This window comes from Aeromonas sp. S8(2024) (assembly GCF_041403085.1).
GTDB lineage: Bacteria > Pseudomonadota > Gammaproteobacteria > Enterobacterales > Aeromonadaceae > Aeromonas > Aeromonas dhakensis.
On record NZ_JBGLRF010000015.1, the window covers coordinates 1 to 19,962 of the forward strand.

Here is a 19,962-nt window from a genome sequence, read left to right on the forward strand (position 1 = left end):
GACATTGAAAATCAAAAATTGTTTTTGATGCTCGATGCTGTGAGTGCCCACACAGATTGCTTGATTCAAATTGTTAAAGAGCGACGCAGCTTTTGGCTGCTGCGGGAGTGGAATTCTACTCAACCGCCTTCTCGAGTCAAGCCTTATTTTCAAAGGCTTTTCGAGGTTACCGACCTGGTTGTTTGCGTTGCCGCTTGCCGTGTCGATGGAGGCGCATTATAGGGAGCCGCGCCGCGATGACAAGGGGAATTTTGCAAAAATTGGCATTTTTCGTGTTTTGGTCGGTCAAGCGTCTATTTATCAAACAAAAAGCCCTGCATCCGCAGGGCTCAAGCCGCTTTCATACTGCCATGGCTATTTTTTTGCCCAGAAATCACGGGCAAAACTGCGCACTTTGCCCCAGTCGGTAAACTCGAGGTCCTTGCTGGTATCCGTGCTGCCGCCGGTGATTTTCATGATCAGCTGGATGATGCGGGTCTGCCACCAGTTATAGCGGGAGTACTGCAGCGCACCGGCAAACACCCCCAGGGTTTTTGGCTTCCAGGGGGAGAGGCGCAAAAACTTCTTCATGTAGGCATTGGTCTGCGGGGTCTGCTTCTCTGGCTTGCGGGCCGTCAGGTTGACACAGAAGAAGGCGGCGTTGGCCACTTCCAGCTGTTCGTGATGAGCATGAATGAAGCTGAACAGGCTGGGGTGGAAATTGCCATAGCGAATGGAAGCACCGATAAGCACCTTCTTGAACTTGCTGAGGTTGCACATGGGCAGGCTGTGCAGATCCTGCATCACCACCTCGCATCCCTCGATCTCAGCCAGCATGGCATCGACGATTTTTCGCGTTTGCCCGTCACGGGAAGAATAAAGCACCAGAATCTTGTCCATACCAACCTCAACTACGCCAGAATGCAGGGGTAAACAGTACCAGAAGCGTAAAGATTTCCAATCGACCAAACAACATGGCGACCACCAGTATCCATTGGGCCGTGGCCGAGATATTGCCAAAGTTGGCCGACACCTCCCCCAGCCCCGGCCCCACGTTGGTAAACGCGGCCGCCACGGCAGAGAAGGCGGTCACCTCATTCAAGCCGGTCATCAGCAACAACAGCATAAAGATGAAGAACAGAATGATATAGGTGGCAAAGTAGCCCCAGACGGCCTCCACAATCCGCTCAGGCACGGCGCGACGGCCCAGCTTGAGGGTATAGATGGCGCGTGGATGCACCAGTCGCTTCAGCTCGCGCATCCCCTGCAGGAACAGGATCATGAAACGCATCACCTTGATGCCGCCACCGGTACTGCCGGCGCAGCAGCCGATGAAGGCGGAAAACATCAGCAACATGGGTAGAAAAGAGGGCCAATCCGCATAACTGGTGGTGCTGTAACCGGTAGTCGTGCCCAGCGACACCGCCTGGAACAGGCCGTGGTTGAGCGCATCTTGCCAGGTGTCGTAGTGGCCGTGGAACAACAGGGAGACGAAGCAGATCAGTACCAGTACACACTGGATGCTCAGGAACACCTTGAGCTCGGAGTCCCGTAGATAACTGCTCAGGCGCACCGGCTTGTGGGCGAACACCATGAAGTGCAGGGCAAAGTTGACGCTCGCCAGCAGCAGAAACAGCACTGTGATCAGGTTGATGGCCGGGCTGTTGAAGAAACCTATGCTGGCATCGTGAGTCGAGAAGCCCCCCACAGACATGGTGGAGAAGGAGTGGCAGATGGCATCGAACAGGGTCATGCCCGCCATCCAGTACGCCAGGGCGCAGAGGGAGGTGAGCAGCAGATAGATGAACCAGAGCGCCTTGGCCGTCTCGGCGATGCGCGGGGTAACCTTGTTGTCCTTGACCGGCCCCGGAATTTCGGCGCGATAGAGCTGCATGCCCCCGATGCCGAGCAGTGGCAGTATGGCCACCGCCAGCACTATGATTCCCATACCCCCCAGCCACTGCAGCAGCTGGCGATAGAACAGAAACGCCTTGGGCAGGTTGTCCAGCCCAGTAAGCACGGTCGCCCCCGTGGTGGTCAGACCGGAAAACGACTCGAAGAAGGCCTCGGACACCGTCATGCCGGGCACCTCTCCCAGCAGGAACGGCAAGGCCCCGACGCTGCCCAGTACCACCCAGAACAGCACGACGATGAGGAAGCCCTCCTTGGACCTGAGGTCCTTCTTCTGATGACGGTTGGGAAACCAGAGTGCGGCACCGAGCAGCAGGGCGATGAAGAAGGAGTTGACGAACTCGGCACCACCACCATCACGATAGCCAAATGCAACCATCGCAGGCAGCAGCATGGTCGAACTGAACAGTGCGACCAGCAGGCCAACGATACGAATGATGCTCAGAATCTGCATTCCGGCTCCCTCTTCAGACCAAAAGAGCGATGGATTCTAGCCATCTAAGGGACGAAGGGATACCCGACCCTGGGTTCGGTCGGTCAATTCCTGTGCGATTCGGGCCCAGAGCGCGGACTCCCACGCCACCTGCAGGGTGACGCTGGCGCCATAGTCGGCCGTCAGCAACTGGCCCTGATAAGCCTGGATCAGGGCCTCTACGGCCCCCATGTCGACATAGTCGCACTGGATGAGAGAGGTGGTCTGTTGGCGCTTGATGTGGGTCTCGAGCTGCTTGAGTGCCGCCCCCACGCCACCGCCGTAGGCCTTGACCAGACCGCCGGTGCCCAGCAGCACGCCACCGTAATAGCGCACCACCACGGCGGCGATCTCGCCGAGACCCGACCCCATCAGCTGGGCCAGCATGGGCTTGCCGGCGGTGCCAGAGGGCTCACCATCATCGCTGAAGCCATAGACCTGGCTGTCCTGCGGGGCACCTGCGACAAAGGCCCAGCAGTGATGCCGGGCCCCGGGGTGTTGTTGTTTTATCTCGCCAATCCAGGCCTTGGCGGCCTCGACGGTCGGCGTGTGGGCAAGATAAGTGATGAAACGGCTCTTCTTGATCTCTTCACTCACCTCCAGCGGTGCGGCCGGTATGGAATAGTCCGCCGCCATCAGAGCCCTGCTTGTCTGGTCAGGTTCTCCACCCCGTTGGCATGCAGCACCACGTTGTCTTCGATGCGGATGCCGCCATAGGGGCGCAGCGCCTCGACCTTGTTCCAGTTGACCCGCTTGCCCTGCTCACCCTGGCGCAGCGGCTCCAGCAGGCTGTCGATGAAGTAGAGGCCCGGCTCTATGGTGAACACCTGGCCCACCTCCATCACCCGGGTGCAGCGCAGATAGGGGAACTGTTCGGGAGCCGACAGGTGGGTGCCGCGCTCATCCTGCATGAAGCCGCCGGCATCGTGTACCTGCAGGCCGAGGAAGTGGCCGAGGCCGTGGGGGAAGAAGACGTTGGTCACCCCGGTGTGGATCATCTCGTCCACCGACATGTCCACCAGCTCGGTGGCTTGCAGCAGGCGCGCCAGCCTGTGATGCATCTGCAGATGCAGCTCGCTGTAACGGCGGCCCGGCTTGATCTCCTCGATGATCTCCTGCTGCTGGGCATCCAGCGCCGCGATCAGATCGGCAAACTCGCCGCGCCGCCAGGCCCAGGTCCGGGTGATGTCGGAGGCATAGCCGTGCACGTCCACGCCGGCGTCGATGAGGAAGGAGTAGCGCTCCGCATCGGGCACCCGCTGAGTGGAGAGGTGGGTGTAGTGCAGAATGGCCGCATTGCGATTGATGGCGACGATATTGCTGTAGGGCGCCTCATTGGCCCCCTGCCCGACCGCCTTCATGTAGGCCAGGTTGATCTCGAACTCGCTCGCCCCCGCCATGAAGGAGTCCTTGGCCGCAATGTGCCCGCGTACCCCGATGCGGTTGGCATCGCGCAGACACTCCAGCTCGTATGCCGTCTTGTAGGCGCGATGATAATGCAGATAGTTGAGGACCGCCTCCGGGTTGGGCTGGCCCAGCCCCAGCAGCTCGGCCACCTCCAGATGGCCACCCAGATAGGCCCACTCCTGCCTGTTGGCCGGCAGATGATCGGCAACCTGCTCCGGGCGGGTCAGGAAGCGGATATCGAAGAAGTCGACCCAGAAGGCGTTGGGCAGGTCCGCTACCTTGTGCCAGAAATCCACCGGCCGGTAGAACAGCAGCACCGGCTTGTTCACCCCATCCACCAGCAACCAGCAGTGGGGATTGTCCAGCACCGGCAACCAGGCCTTGAACTGGGGGTTCACCTTGAAGGGGTAATCCTGATCATCGAGGAAGATGCGGTGGGTCTGGCCGGAGTGGATGGCCAGACCGCCCAGTCCCTGCTGTTGCAGTATGTCGCGGGTGCGCTGCTGCAAGGTGTCGAGGTGCTGGGCAAAAAGTTGGCTGTAGCTGCTCATGGCGTCCTGCTCCGGGAGAAATGTGGTTTCAGCATAACATCAAGCGAATCAAGGCTCGAACCGTCAAGCAATCGCTTCGTGAGGTAACGCATACGTTACAAGCCTTTTGTTATGAAACAAAAACCAACCATTAACAAATAAAAAACAATTCAATACACTGCCGGTAGATACATGCAGTCAGGGACTACTCATGCACAACCTTTGCCTGTGGCAACCGGATCAGGAGCGGATTCAGCAATCCAACCTCCAGCACTTCATGGCCGAGGTCAACCGCTTCCACGGCCTACAGCTGCACAGCTACGCCCAGCTCTACCAGTGGTCGGTGGAGAAGACAACCCGTTTCTGGCCGCTGGTGTGGCAGCACTGCGGCGTCAAGGGCGAGCTCGGCAACATAGTGGCGGAGAACCGCCAGGAGATGCAGCGCACCCGCTGGTTCCCCGACAGCCGGCTCAACTTCGCCGAAAACCTGCTGCGCCGTCAGGATGACACGCCGGCCATCATCTCCCGCATCGAAGGGAGCCCCAGCCAGACCTTGAGCTGGCGCGAACTGGCGGATCAGGTGGCCAGGCTGGCTCAGTGGTTGCGTGGCCAAGGAATCGGCCGGGGCGACGTAGTGGCCGCCTATCTGCCCAATATCCCGGAAACCGTGGTAGCCATGCTGGCGACCACCAGTCTGGGAGCAATCTGGACTTCCACCAGCCCGGATTTTGGCGAAGCCAGCGTGGTGGAGCGCTTCGGCCAGACCCGGCCGCGGGTGCTGTTTGCGGTGGATGGCTATCGCTACAACGGCAAGGCCATCGACATTCAAGACAAGGTGGCGGGGGTCGTCGGCCAGATCGACAGCATAGAGCAGACGGTCATGATCCCCCTGCTCGGCCACTCCCTGCAACTGGGCCACGACTGGCGTCAGATCCTGGCAGGCCAGCCGGATGCCAGCCTGCAGTTCGAGCCGATGGCCTTCAACGACCCGCTCTACATCCTCTACTCGTCCGGCACCACCGGCAAGCCCAAGTGCATCGTGCACGGCATCGGCGGCACCCTGCTGCAGCATATCAAAGAGCACCAGCTGCACTGCGACATCAAGCCGGGGGAGCGTATCTTCTACTTCACCACCTGCGGCTGGATGATGTGGAACTGGCTGGTGAGCGCGCTCGCCTCCGGCGCCACCCTGGTGCTCTACGACGGCTCCCCCTTCTACCCGGACGGCAACGTGCTGTGGGATCTCGCCCGCGACGAAGAAGTCGCCCTGTTCGGCACCTCGGCCAAATACCTGGATGCGCTGCACAAGCAGGGTTATGCCCCTATCAAGACCCACGACTTGCCACACCTGCGGCTCATCTGCAGCACCGGCTCCGTGCTCTCTCCCGAAGGGTTCGACTACGTCTATCAGCAGATCAAGCAGGATGTGCAGCTCAGCTCCATCTCCGGTGGCACCGACATCTGCTCCTGCTTCGTCATCGGCAACCCGCTCAGCCCCGTCTACCGCGGCGAGAGCCAGGGGCGCGGCCTCGGTCTCGCGGTGCAGGTATTCAACGAAGCGGGCCAACCGGTGCAGGGTGAAAAGGGCGAGCTGGTCTGCACCAAGCCGTTTCCGGCCCAGCCCATCGGCTTCTGGGGAGATGACGGCGGCGACAAGTACCACGCCGCCTATTTCGAGCGGTTCGACAACATCTGGTGCCACGGCGACTGGATAGAGCTGACCCCGACCGGCGGCATCCTGTTCTACGGCCGCTCCGACGCCACCCTCAACCCGGGCGGCGTGCGCATCGGCACCAGCGAGATCTACCGCTACGTCGAACAGCTGGAGGAAGTAGAAGAGAGCATAGTCATCGGCCAGCAGTGGCAGCAAGACGAGCGGGTGGTGCTGTTCGTCAAGCTCAAGCCTGGTCTCAAGCTGGACGAGCCGCTGCGCGAGCGTATCCGCCAACAGGTGCGCCAGCACTGCACCGCCCGCCACGTGCCGGCCCGCATCCTGCAGGTAGACGCCATTCCGCGCACCAAGTCCGGCAAGATAGTGGAGCTGGCGGTGCGGGAAGTGGTGCACAACCGGCCCGTCAACAACACCCACGCTCTCGCCGATCCCGAGGTGCTGAGCCAGTATCGCGACCGGCCCGAGCTGGCCAGCTGAGGCCACACAAGGTTAATAAAGGCGTCATCAGACGCCTTTATTTTGATTGTTAATCTGAGGCGAGCTTTTACTCGAGATCTGTTAAACGAATGTTTTAAATAGGTGTTGAAATTGTCTTCTTTTGGATCAATAGTGAGCCTCGCCCCCTGCTGGGGATAAAGGAGCACCACCCCCCACCATGTGGGAACAAGGAGACACTCTCATGATCTACCAAGGCGAAACCCTGACGGTCAGCTACCTCGAAGACGGCATTGCCGAGCTGAGGTTCGATGCTCCGGGTTCAGTCAACAAGCTGGATCGCGCTACCCTGCTCTCCCTGAGCGAAGCGATCGCCGCATTACAACAAGAACGTGAACTAAAAGGTCTGATCCTCACCTCCGGCAAAGACGCCTTTATCGTCGGCGCCGACATCACCGAATTCCTGGAACTGTTCGATCTGCCGCAGGAAGATCTGCTCGGCTGGCTGAAAAAGGCCAACGACATCTTCAACGCCATTGAAGATCTGCCGGTGCCCACCCTCAGTGCCATCAAGGGCCACGCCCTGGGCGGCGGCTGCGAGACCATTCTCTCCACCGACTTCCGGCTGGCCGACACCACGGCCAAGATCGGCCTGCCCGAGACCAAGCTCGGCATCATGCCCGGCTTTGGCGGCACCGTCCGCCTGCCGCGAGTGATCGGAGCCGACAACGCGCTGGAGTGGATCACCACCGGCAAGGATTACCGTGCCGATGACGCTCTCAAGGTGGGTGCCATCGATGCCGTGGTCTCCCCGGATGCGCTGCACAGCGCCGCCGTACAGATGATCAAGGACGCGATCAAGGGCAAGCTGGACTGGCAGAGCCGCCGCGCCGCCAAGAAGGCCCCGCTGCGTCTCTCCAAACTGGAAGCCATGATGAGCTTCACCACCGCCGCCGGCATGGTTGCCGCCGTGGCGGGCAAACACTATCCGGCACCGATGGCCGCCGTGAAGACGGTGGAAGCCGCCGCCGGCATGGGTCGGGACGAAGCGCTGGCCGCCGAGGCCGCCACCTTCATCAAGCTGGCGAAAACCGACGTGGCCAAGGCGCTGGTCGGCATCTTCCTCAACGATCAGCACATCAAGGCACTGGCCAAGAAGGCCGCCAAGCAGGCAAACAAGGCCACCGGCCATGCCGCCGTACTGGGTGCCGGCATCATGGGGGGCGGCATCGCCTACCAGTCCGCCAGCAAGGGCATCCCGGCGGTGATGAAGGACATCAACGAGAAGGCGCTGGCACTTGGCATGGGCGAAGCCACCAAGCTGCTCAACGGCCAGCTCGAGCGCGGTCGCATCGATGGCATCAAGATGGGCCAGGTGCTCTCCGCCATCACCCCGACCCTCAGCTATGACAACGTCAAGCATGTGGACGTGGTGGTCGAGGCCGTGGTCGAGAACCCGAAAGTGAAGGCGGCCGTGCTGAGTGAAGTGGAAGGCGTGATCGGCGAAGACGCCGTGCTCGCCAGCAACACCTCCACCATCCCCATCTCCCTGCTGGCCAAGAGCCTGAAGCGCCCCGAGAACTTCTGCGGCATGCACTTCTTCAACCCGGTGCACCGCATGCCGCTGGTGGAGATCATCCGCGGCGAGCAAACCTCGGACGACACCATCAACCGCGTGGTGGCCTACGCCGCCGCCATGGGCAAGTCCCCGGTGGTGGTCAACGACTGCCCTGGCTTCTTCGTCAACCGCGTGCTGTTCCCCTACTTCTTCGGCTTCAACAAGCTGGTTGCCGATGGTGCCGACTTCGCCGCCGTCGACAAGGTGATGGAGAAGGAGTTCGGCTGGCCCATGGGCCCCGCCTACCTGCTGGACGTGGTCGGCATCGACACCGGCCACCATGCCGGTGATGTGATGGCGCAGGGCTTCCCGGCGCGCATGAGCAAGGAAGGCCGTACCGCCATCGACGTGATGTACGAGGCGAGCCGCTTCGGTCAGAAGAATGGCAAGGGCTTCTACGCCTACGAGGCCGACAAGAAGGGCAAGCCGAAGAAGGTGGCCGACGCCGCCAGCTACGAGCTGCTGACCCCGATTGCCAAGCCGAAACAGGATTTCGACAAGGACGCCATCATCGCCCGCATGATGATCCCGATGATCAACGAGGTGGTGCTCTGTCTGGAAGAGGGCATAGTTGCCACGCCAGCCGAAGCCGACATCGCGCTGGTCTACGGTCTGGGCTTCCCTCCCTTCCGCGGCGGCGTGTTCCGCTATCTGGACACTATCGGTCTGGATCGCTACGTCGCCATGGCCGACCAGTATGCCGACCTGGGCCCGCTCTACCGCGTCAGCGACAAGCTGCGTGAGATGGCCGCCCAGGGCAAAACCTTCTACTGATTGCGGAAAGGAGATCCATTCATGAAAGACGTAGTCATTGTCGACTGTATCCGGACCCCGATGGGCCGGTCCAAGGGCGGCGCCTTCCGCAACGTGCGTGCAGAAGACTTGTCCGCGCACCTGATGAAATCCATCCTGCTGCGCAACCCCAACCTAGACCCGAACGAGATCGAGGATATCTACTGGGGCTGCGTGCAGCAGACCCTGGAGCAGGGCTTCAACATCGCCCGCAACGCCGCCCTGCTGGCTGGAATCCCGAAACAGGTGGGGGCGGTCACCGTCAACCGCCTGTGCGGATCCTCCATGCAGGCGCTGCACGACGCCTCCCGCGCCATCCAGGTGGGTGACGGCGACATCTTCATCATCGGCGGCGTCGAACACATGGGCCACGTGCCCATGAGCCACGGGGTGGACTTCCACCCCGGCATGGCCAAGTCCGTGGCGAAAGCCTCCGGCATGATGGGGCTGACCGCCGAGATGCTTGGCAAGCTGCACGGCATCAGCCGTCAGCAGCAGGACGAGTTTGCCGCTCGCTCCCACCGCCGCGCTCACGCCGCCACCGTGGAAGGGCGTTTTGCCAAGGAGATCGTCGGGCTGGAAGGGCACGACGCCAGCGGCGCCCGCTTCTTCTACGACTACGACGAGGTGATCCGCCCCGAGACCACAGTCGACACCCTGAGCCAGCTGCGCCCGGTGTTCGACCCGGTCAACGGCACCGTCACCGCCGGCACCTCTTCGGCGCTGTCCGATGGCGCCGCCGCCATGCTGGTGATGAGTGCGGATCGCGCCAAGGCGCTCGGTCTCACCCCCCGCGCCAAGGTACGTGCCATGGCCATCGCCGGCTGCGATGCCGCCATCATGGGTTACGGCCCGGTGCCGGCGACCCAGAAGGCGCTCAAGCGGGCCGGTCTGACCGTCGGCGACATCGATCTGTTCGAACTGAACGAGGCGTTTGCCGCCCAGTCCCTCCCCTGCGTGAAGGATCTGGGTCTGCAAGACCTGGTGGACGAGAAGGTGAACCTGAACGGCGGCGCCATCGCCCTGGGTCACCCGCTCGGCTGCTCCGGCGCCCGCATCTCCACCACCCTGATCAATCTGATGGAAGAGAAGGACGCGACCCTGGGCGTGGCCACCATGTGCATCGGCCTGGGTCAGGGTATCGCCACCGTGTTCGAGCGAGTGTAACTGTATCCCCGGACCGGTGCGCCGGTCCGGGAAGTGCCCCGCCAGGGGCTGAATTTTACAATATGGGCCCGCTTCAGCTTCCCGGCGAAGCGGCCCGTATCGCAGGTTTTGGGGTCGGTCAGACTGCCCCGTCATCGAGTCTGTGGAGTGCGCCACACGGGGTGCACTTCTGTCGTCAGCATCTGCGTCTTGGCCGGCCCGTTTGGGTCGGCCTTTTTTATTTGCACGGCAGGATATGGGAGGATATTGCCCATAACCTCACATTAGATGGGGGGCTTGCTTGCTTTTTGCTCCCCCGACAGGTTCAATCTGCACAAAAAAATGGGTGGATGCACATACATATGTCAACGAGCAAACAACTGCTGATCGTCGACGACGACCAAGAGATCCGCGAGCTGCTCAATGAATACCTGACCAGGGCTGGTTTCGAGGTATTGACCGCAGCGGAGGGTAACGAGATGCGCCAGCAGCTCGCCCAGCACAGCCCGGACCTCATCATTCTCGATATCATGATGCCTGGCGACGACGGTTTTACCCTCTGCCAGCAGATCCGTCGCGACTCTCAGGTCCCCATCATCATGCTGACCGCCGCCTCCGACGAGGCTGACCGGGTGATCGGGCTGGAACTCGGTGCCGACGACTACATCGCCAAGCCGTTCAGCCCGCGCGAACTGCAGGCCCGCATCAAGGCGCTGCTGCGCCGCGCCGAATTCCGCCAGCCGGAGAAAGAGAAGGAGCCGAGCCGTCGGCTGCGCTTCGCCGAGTGGACCCTGGATACCCTGAGCCACCAGCTGACTCACGAGGATGGCAGCCTGCTGGATCTCTCCGGCAGCGATGCCATGCTGCTCGGCATGTTCCTGCAGCAGCCCGGCGTGGTGCTGGACCGGGATACCATCTCGGACGCCACTCGCGGTCGCGAGAGTCTGCCGATGGAGCGCGGCATCGACGTACAGATCAGCCGATTGCGCCAGAAGCTGGGTGACAACGGCAAGAGCCCGCGCATCATCAAGACCATTCGCGGCAGTGGCTACATGCTGATCGCCGAGGTGCACGAGATCCCATGAGAGCCAGCAAGGTAGCGACGGCATGCTGATCGACACAAGGCGAGAGATCCCATGAATAGCAGGTGGTTCTGGCGGGTCCTGGTACCCCGCTCCCTGCTGTCGCGGATGCTGCTGCTGTTGCTGCTGGCGATCCTGCTCTCCCAGACCATCCTCACCGGCATCTGGATGCAGCAGATCCAGAAGCGGGAGCTGGAGGGCATGCTCAGCACCACCCGCAACCTGGCGCTGTCGGCCGCCTCCACCGTCAACTTCTTCAAATCCTTGCCGCTGCAGTATCGCCACATCGCGCTGGACCAGCTGCGCAACATGGGCGGCAGCCGCTTCTTCGTCTCCCTGAACGAAGAGGAGATCCACATCAGCGCCATCCCCGACAGCGAGCGCAAGACGCTGGTGCTCAAGGAGGTGCAGGGGGTGCTGACTCGCAAGCTCTCCGACGCCATGGCGATCAAGGTGGACTTCTCGCGGCCAGAGGATCTGCATGTCTTCAACAACGACACCCTGCTGGCGGATCTGCCCTCCTCCTGGGCCCGCTATACCCTGTCGCTGGAGCCGCTCAACCCGCCGGTACTGGTGACCCAGATCGAGATAGAGCCGGGGGAGTGGCTCTATCTGGCGGCCCTGTTGCCCGCCCCCTACATGACGCTGGATGACACCGTCATGCCCAGCAACCAGGTGCGCTTCATCGCCCTGATGACGGTGTTCCTCTGCTTCTTCACCTTCCTGCTGGTGCGCTGGCAGACGCGGCCGCTGCGCCGGCTGGCCAAGGCTGCAGTCAACCTCGGCAAGGACATCGACCAGCCCTCTCTCAAGGAAGAGGGGGCCTCCGAGATAGTGGCGGCCACCCGCGCCTTCAACATCATGCAGCACCGCATCCGCCGCTATATCGACGACAGAGAGCGGCTGTTCAGCTCCATTTCCCACGACCTCAAGACCCCCATCACCCGACTGCGACTGCGGGTCGAGCTGCTCGACGACGAACAGCAGATCGCCAAGTTCAACAAGGACCTGGACGAGCTGGAGCTGATGGTGAAGGGGGCTCTGCAGACGGTGAAGGACACCGACATCCACGAGAACATCGAGCAGCTCGACATCGACGCCATGCTGGAACAGATGGCGGAGGCCATGAACCTGCACGACGAGCGGCTGACCATCGAGGGCCACTGCAAGCAGCCCTACCGCGGCAAGCCGCTGGCCCTCAAGCGCTGCATCGGCAATCTGGTGGACAACGGCATCAAGTACGGCCAGAAAGTGCGCATCATCATCATGGACGACGAAGAGATGCTGATCCTGTTCATCATGGACGAGGGACCCGGCCTGCCGGAAGATCAGTTCGAACGCATCTTCGAGCCCTACTACCGGCTCAGCACGGATCTGGCCGGCACCGGCCTGGGTCTGGGCATTGCCCGCAACATAGCCCACGCCCACGGCGGCGATCTGGTGCTGGAAAATCGTCCGCAGGGCGGCCTGCAGGCCACCCTCTCCCTACCAAGGCAGTAACCTTATGAAGTGGTTGTCTTTTTCTGTCATCGCCCTGCTCTCCCTGCCTGTAGGCGCCTCTCAGGTGGAGGTGCTGCACTGGTGGACGTCCGGCGGCGAGGCCAAGGCGGTGGAGGTGCTCAAGTCAGAATGGACCGAGCAGGGCAACCAGTGGAACGACTTCGCGGTGCAAGGGGGCGGCGGCAAGAGCGCCATGACGGTGCTGAAAAGTCGGGCACTGGCGGCCAACCCACCAGAGGCTGCCCACCTCAAGGGGTTCGAGTTGCGGGAGTGGGCCGGACTCGGCTTCCTGCGCGATCTCAGCCCCATGGCCGAACACCTCGGCTGGTATCCCCAGCTGCCGCCCATGGTGCGGGAGACTCTCAGCCAGAACGGCGCCCTGATGGCGGTACCCACCGGCATCCACAGGGTCAACTGGCTATGGCTCAACCGCAAGATCTTCGAGCGCAACAAGCTGACCCCGCCCACCAGCTGGGCCCAGTTCGTGACCGTGGCCGATCGGCTCAAGCAGCAAGGGATCACCCCGCTCGCCATCGGCAACGAGCCCTGGCAGCTGGCGGTGTTGTTCGAAACGGTGGCGCTCGGCGAAGGCGGCAAAGCGTTCTACCGCAAGGCGTTCGTGGAACAGGACAGCGCCACCCTGACCGGCCCCGACATGGTGCGGGTGCTGACCCGCTTCCAGCAGCTGCGCAGCTATGTGCCGGAGAAATACGCCGGCCTGAAGTGGCACCAGGCCACCAACCTGCTGGAGAGCGGCGGCGCCGCCATGCAGGTGATGGGGGACTGGGTAAAGGGCGAGCTGAGCGCCGGCAACTATCGGCCAGGCGAGGATATCGAGTGCCTGCCGAGCCCCGGCAGCCAGGGGCTGTTCAGCTACAACCTCGACTCCATCGCCATGTTCAAGCAGCGGGATCCCGCCCAGCTGCAGGCCCAGGGCGAACTGGCCCAGCTGCTGATGACGCCGCGCTTCCAGCAGGAGTTCAACCGGGTGAAGGGTTCGATCCCGGCGCTGGTCAAACCGGACATGAGCAAGTTCGACCGCTGCGCCGTGCGCTCCTACCAGGATTTCCTGCAGGCGGAGCGAGAGGGCAACCTGCTGCCCAGCATGGCCGAGGGGATGGCGACGCCGACCAACATGCGCCAGGCGATCATGGATGTGCTGAGCAACTTCTTCAACGACCCCAGAGCCAATCCGGAGCAGACCGCCCTGCATCTGGAGCGGGCCATGCGCTCGACCCGCTGACGCTTTTCACTACGGCCAGAAACGACAAAGGCGGATGAGATATCCGCCTTTGTCATCGTGAGAGTCTTGGGGTCAGGATTGATCGTTTTCGTCCTCATCCTCGTCATAGTAATCGCTGAGCTCGATCCAGAGCCCCAGTCCGATCATCACCATGGAACCGAACCAGGTGCCGGTGTTACCGATCGGGCTGCCCATCACTATCATGGCGAAAGACAAGAACCCCATGCCTGCGTAGGCTTGTAATCTGCCGTAGGAGACCTGCATATTCACACCTCCTTGTTGAATATGGTTCAATTTTTATATTACTCATACGGCGGGGTGTGGGTAGGGCCGGATAACACTTTGGTTACATATGCTGTTGACAACCCAGGTCGTTTGATTATTTTTTCGCCGTGAGTATCATTGGCAGCTGATTTGGTTGAAGGTTGATTATTGATGAGTGCTTTATTCTGCGACGCGACTCACGAGTTGGACGCAATCGGGCTTCGTTGTCCCGAACCTGTCATGATGGTGCGTAAAAAAGTGCGGCTGATGGCTGATGGGGAGACCCTGCTGGTCAGTGCCGACGATCCCTCAACCACCCGCGACATTCCCAGTTTCTGCCGCTTCATGGATCACACCCTGGTCGCCAGCGAGACAGAGCAGGCCCCTTACCGCTATCTGATCCGCAAGGGTCAATGAGCCACACTACCGGAGCAATCCATGCCAGCTATTACCCGAATCGGCACCACCCAGCGTTGGTCTGACGTGGTCATTCACAACGGTACCCTCTACGTGGTGGAAGTGCCCGCCACCGACACCGCCGATATTCACCAGCAGACCCGCGAAGTGCTGACCAGCCTGCAGCGCCTGCTGGAAGCCAATGGCTCCGGCGTCGACAAAATCCTGATGGCCAACATCTATCTCAAGGACATTGCAGACATCGCCGCCTTCAACGAGCAGTGGGATGCCTGGATTCCGGCGGGTACGGCGCCGGTCCGTGCCTGCGTGCAGGCCCGCCTCGCCCACGAAGGCTACAAGGTCGAAGTGCAACTCACAGCAGCTGTCTAAGCAAAACGGGATGCCTGGCTCCCCTGACGCCGACACAGCCCCGGTCCGTGCCTGCGTACAGGCCCGTCTGGCCCACGAAGGCTACAAGGTAGAAGTGCAGCTGACTGCCGCCGTCTAAGCCGGGCGGGATGCCTGGTTCCCCTGACGCCAACACAGCCCCCGTCCGCGCCTGCGTCCAGGCCCGTCTGGCCCACGAAGGCTACAAGGTGGAAGTGCAGCTGACTGCGGCGGTCTAAGAGGCAGTTATCCCCTCATCCCCGCCCCTTCTCCCGCAAGGGGAGAAGGGGGTAAAAAACAAGGCGTCATTGCTCGCAACGGCCCCAATAAAAAGGCCCCGCCATCGCTGGCGGGGCCTTTTTATTGGCTGCGAACCGGGCCGCTTAGGCGGTCGGGGTCAGGGTGATGGTCACCCGACGGTTCTGGGCCTTGCCTTCGGCTGTGCTGTTGGTGGCGACCGGCTGATCCGGGCCCACACCACTGGTGGCGATGCGGCTGCCGGTCACACCCTGGCCGATCAGCTGGGCGGCGACGGCATCGGCGCGCTGGGCGGAGAGCTTCATGTTCAGCTCGCGGGAGCCGGTGCTGTCGGTGTGACCAACCACGTTCAGGCGGGTCTTGTCGAACTCGGCCACCACCATGGCCACGCCGGACAGGGTGTTGGCACCGGCGGCCTTCAACTGGGCGCTGGAGCTGTCGAAGGTGACGTTGTTCGGCATGTTGAGGATCAGCTGATCACCGTTACGGGTCACGCTGACGCCGGTGCCTTGCAGCTTCTCGCGCAGCTTGGCTTCCTGCACGTCCATGTAGTAGCCGATACCGCCACCCAGCGCCGCGCCGGCGGCCACACCGGTCAGGATCCCCTTCTTGCGGTCACCCTTGCTGGAGGAGAGCGCACCCACGGCGGCACCCGCAGCGGCGCCCGCCAGTGCACCCCAGGCGCCCTTGGAGGTTTGGGACTCGCCGGTATAGGGGTTGGTGGTACAGCCGCTCAGGGCGACGGCCAGAGCAACGGCGGGAACAATTGTCTTGAAATGCATGAAAAACCTCTAAAAAAACCGACTCAAATCCAAAGAGGGCGCATTCTACCCCAGAGGTGTGCCAAGGTGTGACGTTATCAGCGTCACGCCCCTCTCTGCCCACGTCCCAGTATCCGCAGGCTGGCTGGATGCCGCCTGAACCGGCAGCCGGAACCAGCTCGCCACCTTGACCTATCCCCTTGTTCAACGGACCAAATACGTCTCCATTGGCTACTATTGAATGCACCATCAATAGTGCTCAGGGGTCTCTCATGTCCGCACTGCTTCGCAACGTCTCGATCCGGCACCTGCTGTTGAGTGCCAGCCTCATCATTCTGCTCACCATGGCGCTGGGCGGGCTCTGGCGCAGCAGCCTGACTGCCCGCCTCGGTGAGCTTCCCAACCAGCTCATCCTCAGCGCCAACGAGCAGATCACCCTGCAGGAGCTGCGGTATCACACCACCCAGGTTCAGCAGTTCCTGACCGATGCCGCCGTCTCCGGCGAGATGGACTCCATCGGCGAGGCCGAGCAGCACGCCCAGGCGGCTCGCCAGCTGCTGGAGCGGCTGCCACAGTTGCAGGCGCCTCTCACCCCGCTGCTGACCCGCCAGCTGGAGATCGGCAAGCGGATGGTGGATATCTACCTGAAAGAGGGGCGCGAGGCCGGCAACCAGCTGATGAAGCAGCCGAACGAAGGCTTCGATGCCCTCACCGACAACATCGCCAGCCAGGTCGCGGCCGTGCTGGAACAGCAACAGCAAGGGTTCAAGCAGCGGGAACAGGATATCCGCGCCCAGAGCCAGACCCTGCAGCGTCAGGACATGCTGCAGTTGGCCGTCAGCCTGACCGTCATCCTGCTGATGTTGCTGCTCATCTACCGCAAGACCGTCGGCCCGCTGCAGCATCTGATGGGCCAGCTGGTCGAGCTGGCCAACCACAGCCACAACCTCACCTTCCGCCTGCACAGCCAGGGCAAGGACGAGTTCGCCTATCTGGCGGAGGTGTTCAACCGCTTCCTCGGCAATATCGACAACCTGATCGGCACGGTACAACTGGTGTCGCGCAAGACCCACGACAAGATGGCGCTGCTGATGGCCCACTCCGGCAGCACCCTCAGCAGCATGCAGCAGGCCCAGCAGAATACCGACATGCTGGCGACCGCCATCAACGAGATGACCGCCACCGTTCACAACATCGAGCACAACACCGAGCAGGCCAGCCAGGACACCCTGCTGACCCAGCAGCAGGCCCACGACGGCCAGCGCCAGGTAAGCCAGACCATCACCCTGATCCGCCAGGTGGCCGACCACATCGAGCAGTCCGCCGGGGAAGTCACCCAGCTGGATCAGGAGAGCACCCAGATCGGCAACATACTGCAGGTGATCCGCACCATCTCGGAGCAGACCAACCTGCTGGCCCTCAACGCCGCCATCGAAGCGGCCCGGGCCGGCGAGCAGGGTCGCGGTTTCGCGGTAGTGGCCGACGAGGTGCGCCAGCTGGCGACCCGCACCCAGGCCGCTACCGTCGACATCCAGCAGCGCATCGAGGCGCTGCAGCACAACACCCGCCACGCGGTGACCACCATGCACACCACCCGCAACGTGAGCGAACAGGCGGTCAGCCAGGCGGCGGGCACCGGCGAGACCCTGACCGCCATCGTCGAAGCCATCACCCGGGTCAACGACATGAACGGCCACATCGCCACCGCCGCCGGCCAGCAGGCCCAGGTCACCGAAGAGACCAACCGCAATGTGATGGAGGTCGCCAGCATTGCCCGCGAATGCCTGGAGCTGGCGCGCCAGAGCCGCAGCCACACCCGGGACATGAACCAGGCCAACGAGGAGATCGGCCTCATCAGCGATCAGTTCGACGTCAGCAAGGCTGGCTCAGCCACCCAGGATCAGGAGCTCTTGCACTGGAACGAGGCCTTCATGGTGCAGGTGCCCAGCATGGACAACCAGCATCTGGGCTTGTTCGAGGCGATGAACCGGCTCTACCAGGCAGTCATCGACAAGAGTCCGGCCCAGCTTCGCAAGCAGCGGCTCGACGAGCTGCTCAAGCTCGCCACCCGGCACTTCGCCGACGAGGAGCGCGTGATGGAGCAGGCGGGCTACCCCGAGCTGCGCCGTCACAAGCAGGAACACGCCCGGCTGCTGGCGGAGCTCGATACCCTGATGCAGCGCAACGGCCCGGACGACGAGGAGTTCAACATGGAGCTGCTGGTGTTTCTCAAGAACTGGCTGCTCAACCACATCTCCAAGGTCGACAAACAGTACTCGGGCTCCCTGCGCCAGGCCGGAATCGCCTGACGGCCCCATGGCTGGCGCCATGCCGATATGCAAAAGGGAGGCATCAGCCTCCCTTCTCTATTTACCTTGCGCCCGCTTTATTAGCGCGCAGGCCCCTGCTGGCATTCGGCGTGGCAGGGGCAGGTGACGAGATGATCGTTCACCATCCCCACCGCCTGCATGAAGGCGTAGCAGATGGTGCTGCCGACGAAGGTGAAGCCACGCTTCTTGAGCGCCTTCGACATGGCATCCGACTCCGCTGAGGTCGCCGGAATGTCGCCGTTGCCCTGGCGCTGGTTGACGATGGGGGCGCCGCCCACGAAGCCCCACAGATAATCGACAAAGTCGATGCCTTCGGCCTCCAGCGCCAGATAGGCGCGGGCATTTTTGATGATCGACTGCACCTTGAGCCGGTTGCGGATGATGCCGGTGTCCTGCATCAGCCGTTCCACATCCTGCTCGTCGAACTGCGCGATGCGCACCGGATCGAAGTCGGCATAGGCGCGATGGTAGCTCTCGGTACGCTTCAGGATGGTGATCCACGACAGCCCCGCCTGCTGGCCGTCGAGGCAAAGCTTGGCAAACAGCTCGCGCGAGTCATGGACCGGCCTCCCCCACTGTTTGTCATGGTATTCGATGTATTCCGGGTCTTTGGTCACCCAGGCGCAACGCAACTCCATTCCCTCTCTCCTGTCATTTCATCCAATCCCCGGGGTCGATGCCAACCCGGGCATGGGAGTGCCGACAACCCCTCCCGCCCAGGCCCGGCGCAGCGCCATCACATTAATCCGCTGTAATTTCGCCTATTATCCGACCATGCCAGACGGTATACTCCTTCGGTTCACATTCAGCAAATCTTGCTCTGATTTCATTTCGCGCGAAAAAAATTATGCAAAAATTCGATGTCAAAACCTTTCAGGGCCTGATCCTGCAGCTGCAGGACTATTGGTCCCGCCAGGGCTGTACCATCATTCAGCCGCTGGATATGGAAGTGGGTGCCGGTACTTCTCACCCCATGACCTGCCTGCGCGCCCTGGGCCCCGAGCCCATCGCCTGCGCCTACGTGCAACCGTCCCGCCGTCCGACTGACGGCCGCTACGGTGAAAACCCGAACCGCCTGCAGCACTATTACCAGTTCCAGGTGATCATCAAGCCTTCCCCCGACAACATTCAGGAACTCTATCTGGGCTCCCTGAAAGAGCTGGGCATGGATCCCGAGATCCACGACATCCGCTTCGTGGAAGACAACTGGGAAAACCCGACGCTGGGTGCCTGGGGCCTGGGTTGGGAAGTGTGGCTGAACGGCATGGAAGTGACCCAGTTCACCTACTTTCAGCAGGTTGGCGGCCTCGAGTGCAAGCCGGTGACCGGCGAGATCACCTACGGTCTCGAGCGTCTGGCCATGTACATTCAGGGCGTCGACAGCGTCTACGACCTGGTCTGGTCTGACGGCCCGCTGGGCAAGACCACCTACGGCGACGTGTTCCACCAGAACGAAGTGGAGCAATCCACCTACAACTTCGAACACGCCGATGTGGAGTTCCTGTTCCACTGCTTCGAGCAGTACGAGAAGGAAGCCCAGAATCTGCTGGCACTGGAAAAACCGCTGCCGCTGCCTGCCTACGAGCGCATCCTCAAAGCCGCTCACTCCTTCAACCTGCTGGATGCCCGCAAGGCCATCTCGGTCACCGAGCGTCAGCGCTACATCCTGCGCATTCGCACCCTGACCAAGGCCGTGGCAGAGGCATACTACGCCTCCCGCGAAGCGCTGGGCTTCCCGATGTGTCAGCGCAGTGAGAACAAGCAAGGTTAAGGAACGGA

20 protein-coding genes are annotated in these 19,962 nt (G+C 61.9%); 13 read left to right on the forward strand and 7 right to left on the reverse strand.

The window, feature by feature from the left end:
- Positions 1-222 (forward strand): hypothetical protein (locus ACB031_RS21815; RefSeq protein WP_371140230.1); only part of this gene is annotated, 222 nt, incomplete at its 5' end.
- Positions 223-354: 132 nt separating this feature from the next.
- Here the strand turns inward: ACB031_RS21815 and hemG are convergent.
- The 4 genes from hemG to pepQ are packed head-to-tail and all read right to left on the reverse strand — an operon-like array spanning position 355 to position 4,320.
- Complete coding sequence (hemG, locus tag ACB031_RS21820) at positions 355-879, reverse strand: menaquinone-dependent protoporphyrinogen IX dehydrogenase (RefSeq protein WP_024943017.1); 525 nt, start codon at positions 877-879, stop codon at positions 355-357.
- Between the two features lie 7 nt (positions 880-886).
- The gene (locus ACB031_RS21825) at positions 887-2,344 is read right to left on the reverse strand and encodes a TrkH family potassium uptake protein (protein WP_010635534.1); all 1,458 of its coding nucleotides are present in this window, start codon (positions 2,342-2,344) and stop codon (positions 887-889) included.
- Positions 2,345-2,380: 36 nt separating this feature from the next.
- Complete coding sequence (locus ACB031_RS21830; RefSeq protein WP_019840761.1) at positions 2,381-2,998, reverse strand: IMPACT family protein; 618 nt, start codon at positions 2,996-2,998, stop codon at positions 2,381-2,383.
- Complete coding sequence (pepQ, locus tag ACB031_RS21835; protein WP_371140231.1) at positions 2,998-4,320, reverse strand: Xaa-Pro dipeptidase; 1,323 nt, start codon at positions 4,318-4,320, stop codon at positions 2,998-3,000. Before pepQ ends, ACB031_RS21830 begins: the two co-directional genes overlap by 1 nt.
- A gap of 190 nt (positions 4,321-4,510) precedes the next feature.
- On the opposite strand from pepQ, the gene ACB031_RS21840 reads away from it, so the two are divergent.
- The 6 genes from ACB031_RS21840 to ACB031_RS21865 all read left to right on the forward strand — a co-directional run bounded on the left by ACB031_RS21840 (position 4,511) and on the right by ACB031_RS21865 (position 13,787).
- The gene (locus ACB031_RS21840; protein ID WP_371140232.1) at positions 4,511-6,448 is read left to right on the forward strand and encodes an acetoacetate--CoA ligase; all 1,938 of its coding nucleotides are present in this window, start codon (positions 4,511-4,513) and stop codon (positions 6,446-6,448) included.
- 202 nt (positions 6,449-6,650) lie between these two features.
- Positions 6,651-8,798 (forward strand): fatty acid oxidation complex subunit alpha FadB, encoded by a 2,148-nt coding sequence (gene fadB, locus ACB031_RS21845; RefSeq protein WP_201990500.1) that lies wholly within the window; start codon positions 6,651-6,653, stop codon positions 8,796-8,798.
- Positions 8,799-8,819: 21 nt separating this feature from the next.
- The gene (fadA, locus tag ACB031_RS21850; RefSeq protein WP_005307433.1) at positions 8,820-9,983 is read left to right on the forward strand and encodes an acetyl-CoA C-acyltransferase FadA; all 1,164 of its coding nucleotides are present in this window, start codon (positions 8,820-8,822) and stop codon (positions 9,981-9,983) included.
- 341 nt (positions 9,984-10,324) lie between these two features.
- On the forward strand, positions 10,325-11,047 hold the full coding sequence (locus ACB031_RS21855) for a response regulator (protein ID WP_010635539.1): 723 nt from the start codon (positions 10,325-10,327) through the stop codon (positions 11,045-11,047).
- Between the two features lie 51 nt (positions 11,048-11,098).
- The gene (locus ACB031_RS21860; RefSeq protein ID WP_005307426.1) at positions 11,099-12,544 is read left to right on the forward strand and encodes an ATP-binding protein; all 1,446 of its coding nucleotides are present in this window, start codon (positions 11,099-11,101) and stop codon (positions 12,542-12,544) included.
- Positions 12,545-12,548: 4 nt separating this feature from the next.
- Positions 12,549-13,787: an ABC transporter substrate-binding protein gene (locus tag ACB031_RS21865; protein ID WP_371140233.1), complete on the forward strand. Its 1,239-nt coding sequence runs from the start codon at positions 12,549-12,551 to the stop codon at positions 13,785-13,787.
- 72 nt (positions 13,788-13,859) lie between these two features.
- Here the strand turns inward: ACB031_RS21865 and ACB031_RS21870 are convergent, their stop codons facing one another.
- On the reverse strand, positions 13,860-14,051 hold the full coding sequence (locus tag ACB031_RS21870; protein WP_005307420.1) for a hypothetical protein: 192 nt from the start codon (positions 14,049-14,051) through the stop codon (positions 13,860-13,862).
- 171 nt (positions 14,052-14,222) lie between these two features.
- Here ACB031_RS21870 and tusA point away from each other — a divergent pair, with 171 nt between their 5' ends.
- The 4 genes from tusA to ACB031_RS21890 are packed head-to-tail and all read left to right on the forward strand — an operon-like array spanning position 14,223 to position 15,073.
- Positions 14,223-14,468 carry a sulfurtransferase TusA gene (gene tusA, locus ACB031_RS21875; protein ID WP_005307416.1) on the forward strand — a complete coding sequence of 82 codons (246 nt, stop codon included), beginning with the start codon at positions 14,223-14,225 and terminating at the stop codon, positions 14,466-14,468.
- A gap of 21 nt (positions 14,469-14,489) precedes the next feature.
- Positions 14,490-14,837: a RidA family protein gene (locus ACB031_RS21880; protein ID WP_005307413.1), complete on the forward strand. Its 348-nt coding sequence runs from the start codon at positions 14,490-14,492 to the stop codon at positions 14,835-14,837.
- Positions 14,838-14,847: 10 nt separating this feature from the next.
- Positions 14,848-14,955, forward strand: coding sequence for an endoribonuclease L-PSP (locus ACB031_RS21885; protein ID WP_010672406.1), 108 nt, complete (start codon positions 14,848-14,850; stop codon positions 14,953-14,955).
- A 10-nt stretch (positions 14,956-14,965) separates the two neighbouring features.
- Entirely contained in the window at positions 14,966-15,073 is a 108-nt protein-coding gene (locus ACB031_RS21890) for a hypothetical protein (protein ID WP_017783254.1), read from the forward strand.
- Positions 15,074-15,217: 144 nt separating this feature from the next.
- Here ACB031_RS21890 and ACB031_RS21895 read toward each other — a convergent pair whose 3' ends face one another.
- Positions 15,218-15,874: an OmpA family lipoprotein gene (locus ACB031_RS21895; RefSeq protein WP_005307410.1), complete on the reverse strand. Its 657-nt coding sequence runs from the start codon at positions 15,872-15,874 to the stop codon at positions 15,218-15,220.
- A 251-nt stretch (positions 15,875-16,125) separates the two neighbouring features.
- Here ACB031_RS21895 and ACB031_RS21900 point away from each other — a divergent pair, with 251 nt between their 5' ends.
- A complete protein-coding gene (locus ACB031_RS21900; protein ID WP_279462813.1) occupies positions 16,126-18,162 on the forward strand; it encodes a bacteriohemerythrin in 2,037 nt (678 codons plus the stop codon).
- Between the two features lie 80 nt (positions 18,163-18,242).
- On the opposite strand, the gene ACB031_RS21905 is transcribed toward ACB031_RS21900, so the two are convergent.
- Positions 18,243-18,821, reverse strand: coding sequence for a DNA-3-methyladenine glycosylase I (locus tag ACB031_RS21905; RefSeq protein ID WP_371140234.1), 579 nt, complete (start codon positions 18,819-18,821; stop codon positions 18,243-18,245).
- Positions 18,822-19,030: 209 nt separating this feature from the next.
- On the opposite strand from ACB031_RS21905, the gene glyQ reads away from it, so the two are divergent.
- Positions 19,031-19,954, forward strand: a complete 924-nt coding sequence (gene glyQ / locus ACB031_RS21910; protein ID WP_005339464.1) for a glycine--tRNA ligase subunit alpha — start codon at positions 19,031-19,033, stop codon at positions 19,952-19,954.
- Positions 19,955-19,962 lie beyond the last annotated feature (8 nt).